At 58.6% G+C, this 4,582-nt stretch carries 4 protein-coding genes; all 4 read right to left on the minus strand.

Features of this window, described 5'->3' with window-relative positions; genetic code table 11:
* A partial coding sequence (locus AC6RA8_RS18485) for a MaoC/PaaZ C-terminal domain-containing protein (RefSeq protein ID WP_500354708.1) occupies positions 1–260 on the minus strand: 260 nt, incomplete at its 3' end.
* Positions 250–1,023, minus strand: coding sequence for an enoyl-ACP reductase FabI (gene fabI / locus AC6RA8_RS18490; protein ID WP_500354710.1), 774 nt, complete (start codon positions 1,021–1,023; stop codon positions 250–252). The genes fabI and AC6RA8_RS18485, both read right to left, overlap by 11 nt.
* Before the next feature lie 3 nt (positions 1,024–1,026).
* Complete coding sequence (locus AC6RA8_RS18495; protein WP_500354712.1) at positions 1,027–2,742, minus strand: PHA/PHB synthase family protein; 1,716 nt, start codon at positions 2,740–2,742, stop codon at positions 1,027–1,029.
* Positions 2,743–3,250: 508 nt separating this feature from the next.
* The gene (locus tag AC6RA8_RS18500; protein ID WP_500354714.1) at positions 3,251–4,324 is read right to left on the minus strand and encodes a replication initiator protein A; all 1,074 of its coding nucleotides are present in this window, start codon (positions 4,322–4,324) and stop codon (positions 3,251–3,253) included.
* Positions 4,325–4,582: the final 258 nt, after the last annotated feature.

Genomic DNA, 4,582 nt, shown 5'->3' on the forward strand with positions numbered 1-4,582 from the left:
GGACCGGGCAGCTGCGTGCCCAACACGTTGGAGATCAGCGCACCGCCCCACATGCCGTGGGCGATGACCTTGTGAAAAGCCTCTTCCTGCGCGAATTCCTGATCCACGTGGGCGGGGTTCACATCGCCCGACACCACGGCAAAGGCATCGATGTCCTGTGCGGTCAGGGTGCGGACGAGATCGGCGCTGTCGCCCACTGCGATGTCTTCGAAAGGGCGGTTTTCGATGTAGCCCATGCTGGGGGTGATGTCAGACGACATGGTGCCCTCCGTCGATGTAAGCGGTGTTTCCGGTGACCGAGCGGGCGAAGTCCGAGACGAGGCAGGCCGCCATCGCGCCCACCTCATCGATCGTGGTCAATTGGTTGAGCGGTGCGCGTGCCTTGGCGTCGTCAATCAGGGCATCGAAATGGTCGATGCCAGAGGCCGCGCGGGTGTGCAGCGGGCCGGGGGACATAGCGTTCACGCGGATGTTTTTCGACCCTAACTCGGCTGCAAGGTAGCGTGTTGTCGCCTCGAGCGCGGCCTTGACCGGGCCCATGATGTTATAGTTGTCCACGACCTTTTCGGCGCCGTGGTAGGACACCGTCAGGATCGTACCGCCATCTGTCATCAGGGGTTCGGCCCGCCTGGCCAGTCGGATCAGGGAATGGACTGAAATGTCCATGGCCAGCCCGAACCCATCCTTTGAACAATCGACGACCCGACCGTGCAGATCCTCGCGAGGGCAGAAGGCGATGGAATGGACAAGGAAGTCCAGCCGACCCCAGCGGGTGCGGATGGCATTAAACAGCGCATCCATCTGGTTATCATCCGTGACGTCCAATGGCATGAAGATTTCTGCATCGACCGCCTGCGCGACGGGGTCCACGAATTTGCGCGACTTTTCGGTCTGATATGTCAGTGCCAGATCGGCCTGTGAGGCGCGAAAGGCCCGGGCACAGCCCGCCGCAATTGAATCTTCGTTGGCCACACCAACGACAAGTCCCTTCTTACCGGCCAGAAAGTCGGTTTTGGGCAGCATATCTTACTCCATTTTGACATAGGTTCCTGGCGCATCCGCCAGCGCATTCTTGATCTTCGGGGGTTTGACCATTTGGCCGGACCGTGCGGACAGCCATTGCGTCCAGGTGGGCCACCAGCTGCCCTGGTGCAGCTCGGCCACGTCGCACCAATCCTCGGGGCTGAGCGTGTTTTCATCATCGCGGATGGTGTGCAGGCGGAAATGACGGCGCGGGTGGCCGGGTTTGGAAACGACACCCGCATTGTGCCCGCCATTGGTCAGGGCAAAGGTGACATCGGCGTGTCCCAGATCGTGGATCTTGAACACGGATTTCCATGGGGCGATGTGGTCGGTTTCCGTGCCGACGCCGAATATCGGGATTCGGATATCGCGCAGAGAAACCGCACGTCCGTCCACGTGATAGCGCCCTGCCGCGAGGTCGTTGTTCAGGAACATCTGGCGCAGGTATTCTGCGTGCATCTGTGCAGGCATCCGGGTGCTGTCGGCGTTCCATGACATGAGGTCATTCATTGGCGGTTCGCCTTCGCCCAGCAGGTATTTGCGGACCATCTGCGACCAGATCAGATCGTTGGATCGCAGCATCTGGAAGGCGCTCATCATCTGATTAGCTTCGAGGTAGCCCTGTTCGGCCATCACATCCTCGAGGAAGGACACCTTGCTTTCGTTGATGAACAGCATCAGTTCCCCGGCCTCACTGAAATCGGTCTGGGCCGCGAGAAGGGTGAGGGTGGCGAGCCGGGTGTCCTTGTCCCGGGCCATGCTGGCCGCAGCGATCGACAGAAGCGTGCCGCCAAGGCAGTAGCCGGTGCCGTGCACCTTTTGAGCCCCGGTTGCGTCACCGATGTAATCAAGCGCTGCCATGGGCCCCTGATGCAGGTAATCGAGCATTCCGAGATTTGCGTCTTCGGCGCCCGGATTGCGCCATGAGATCGCGAATACGGTGAACCCCTGTTCCGTCAGGTAGCGGATCATCGAGTTGTCCCGGCTGAGGTCGAGGATGTAGTATTTCATGATCCAGGCGGGCACGATCAGGATCGGTTCCTGATGTACCGTGTCGGTGCGCGGGGTGTATTGGATCAGCTCCATCAGGTGGGTGCGATAGACGACTTTGCCTTTGGTGATGGCAACGTCGCGTCCAACCACTTTGGTGGGGCGTTTGCGGTCGACCTTCAGCCCTTTTTGCATGTCGGCAAAGGCGTTCGCGGCGCCGTCGATGAGGTTTTGGCCCCCTGTTTCGACCGTGCGCGCGATGGCTTCGGGGTTGGTGGCCAGAAAGTTGCTGGGTGACACGGCGTCCAACATCTGGCGCATCATGAAGGTCATCTTTGCGTCATTTGCCGGGTTGAGACCGGGGACGTTCGATGTGGCCGCATCAAGGAACTCTTCGGTCAGAAGGAATGCTTGCGCCCAGGCGGCGAAAGGCGGGTTGGCCCATCCGGGATCAGTGAACCGGCGGTCGCCTTTTTTGGGTTGGGCGGGCTGGCATTCTGGTTCCGCGGGGCAGCCATTGGCCACGAAGCGGAGCCAGTTGGTCCAATTGTCCCGGGCCTTATTGGCGAGGGCCAATTGTTTGTCGGGCGATGTCGCGAGGTGCAGGGCCCAATCGTTCCACATGTTGATTGTCGAAACGGGGGAGGTGCCACGGGTCATTGTGGCAATGAGTTTGCGGAATGTGTGATCGGTGGAGGGTTTAGATGGTTGGCTGTCGAAGTCTTTCATCTTGCACACCTGGGGTTGTCGATCCTGCACGCAGGTAAGAATGGCTGACCCACATCACAAGCATACGACTGCCGAACCTGTGAGCGGGAATATGCCGGTGGGTTTCTATGCCGGTTTGGCGTTCAGGCGGAGTGGCAGATGCACAGGAATTTGTCGTTTTTCTGAGGAGGGCAGGGCCCCAAACTGGCCTGTTGGGCCGTATCAGGGCGCTATCGGTACATCAGGAACACTTGGGTTGGCTTCAGGTCCGCGTTTTCTAAGCAAAATTGACGTTTAGGGCAGGGGCCAACGGTGCCTGCTTGCTGGCTGAGTGGTTATTTCTGTTAGAAATTGGGTTAGGTTTGTTACAACGTTAGGGGACTGGAAAGACTCAGGAAATTCATATTCTTGCGTCTTACATGCGTTCCCGATGTACCGAGTATGCGTTCCTGATGTACCGAACGCCCGTTCCTGATGTACCGAGTCGTGTGTTCCTGATGTACCGAAGAGATGTTCCCGATGTACCGAGTCACCAGATCGGGTTGGCCTCGATGTACTTTTTCGCAAAGGCACGGAAGGCTGCATTGGCATTTTTGACCGGTTCATCCTTTTTTGCCGCCCATTCGCGCCACGCATTGAGGATGTATTGGATGTCATATTCCGGGTTTGCGTGCTTGACTTCTGTCAGGACGGAGTGGGCCACGTCGAGATTGAGCGCTGTCGGTACTTCGGGAACACTTAGGTCGTCGAATTTCGGCTGGAATCGGACAAGTGCCTGCTTGCCCTTGGGCTTGAACGGGGTGGAGACGGAGGCGGGGTCCACGATCTCGACATGGTAGTCGGGGATGGTGCCGGCCTCGCAAATCTCGTTGATGCGGAACTTGAATTTCCGCTCGGTATCGATGGAGCCGCATTTTTCCGCCAGACGTTTGATACCGATGTACCATTCCGGCTGGCGGCCCACATGCTTGCGGGCGAGTTCATAGAGGCGACGTTCCAACCCCTTGGACAGGCGGAAGTAATCGCGGTTGATTGTCAGGACGCGCCGATCCTTGACGATGGCATTGAACATCCAGCGGTTCATGGTGACTTCGACGGCGCCCATGACTTTTTGCCCACGCCGGTTGGTGCGTTCGATCACGCGCCAGTCTTCGATCCAGCCGAACCCGCGGCGTTCGCGTTCGTCGCCTGCGGTGATGTTCGTGAGAATGTTGGTGGAGCGGAGCCGGTCGAGCGCGTCGAGGAACAGCTCGTAAGCGCGCTTGCCGGAACTGCGGCCCGTGACCTTCAGGAAGTCATAGGCAGAGAAGGTGATCGTGCGATCCTGGATGCTGTTCGAGGCGTCAGCGTCGAAGCGGCCGCTTTCGATCCGCTCGTTCACCAGGGATGTCAGGTAGATCAGGATGTCCTTGTCCCAGATCGTGGCGATGCCTTTGTGGCCTGGCTGGATCTCGATCTTGACCGTGCCGTCGTCGAAAACGAAGGGGGTCATGCGCGGGCGTTTCTGCAGGGAAAAGAACGGAAACTCCATCAACGCGCGCTCGTCCTTGACGGGCGCATCGGCGAGTTGGTCCAAGAAGAGGTCTACTTGTTTGTCTGACACGTCCGTTCCCGATGTACCGAATCTCGCGTGTTCCCGTTATACCGAGTTTTCTGTTCCCGATGTACCGATATTTTCAAGATGTTGCGGTAGCGGTGGAATTTGGCACAAGGCGCCCGTTATCGCGTATGCTCAGTTTGACTCAACAGGTGTCTTTTGCGGCCGCACCTGACCGGGCGACATGCCGAACCTTTTGGTGAAGGCCCGTGTGAAACTGGCCGGTTCGGCATAGCCGACGCGCCACGACACCGTGTCCACGTG

The organism is Tateyamaria sp. (genome assembly GCF_059783535.1).

What these genes read in the sequence shown, in the direction of transcription:
- AC6RA8_RS18495 (WP_500354712.1), bottom strand. Translation starts at nt 2,742, where the DNA reads ATGAAAGACTTCGACAGCCAACCATCTAAACCCTCCACCGATCACACA.
- fabI (WP_500354710.1), bottom strand. Translation starts at nt 1,023, where the DNA reads ATGCTGCCCAAAACCGACTTTCTGGCCGGTAAGAAGGGACTTGTCGTT.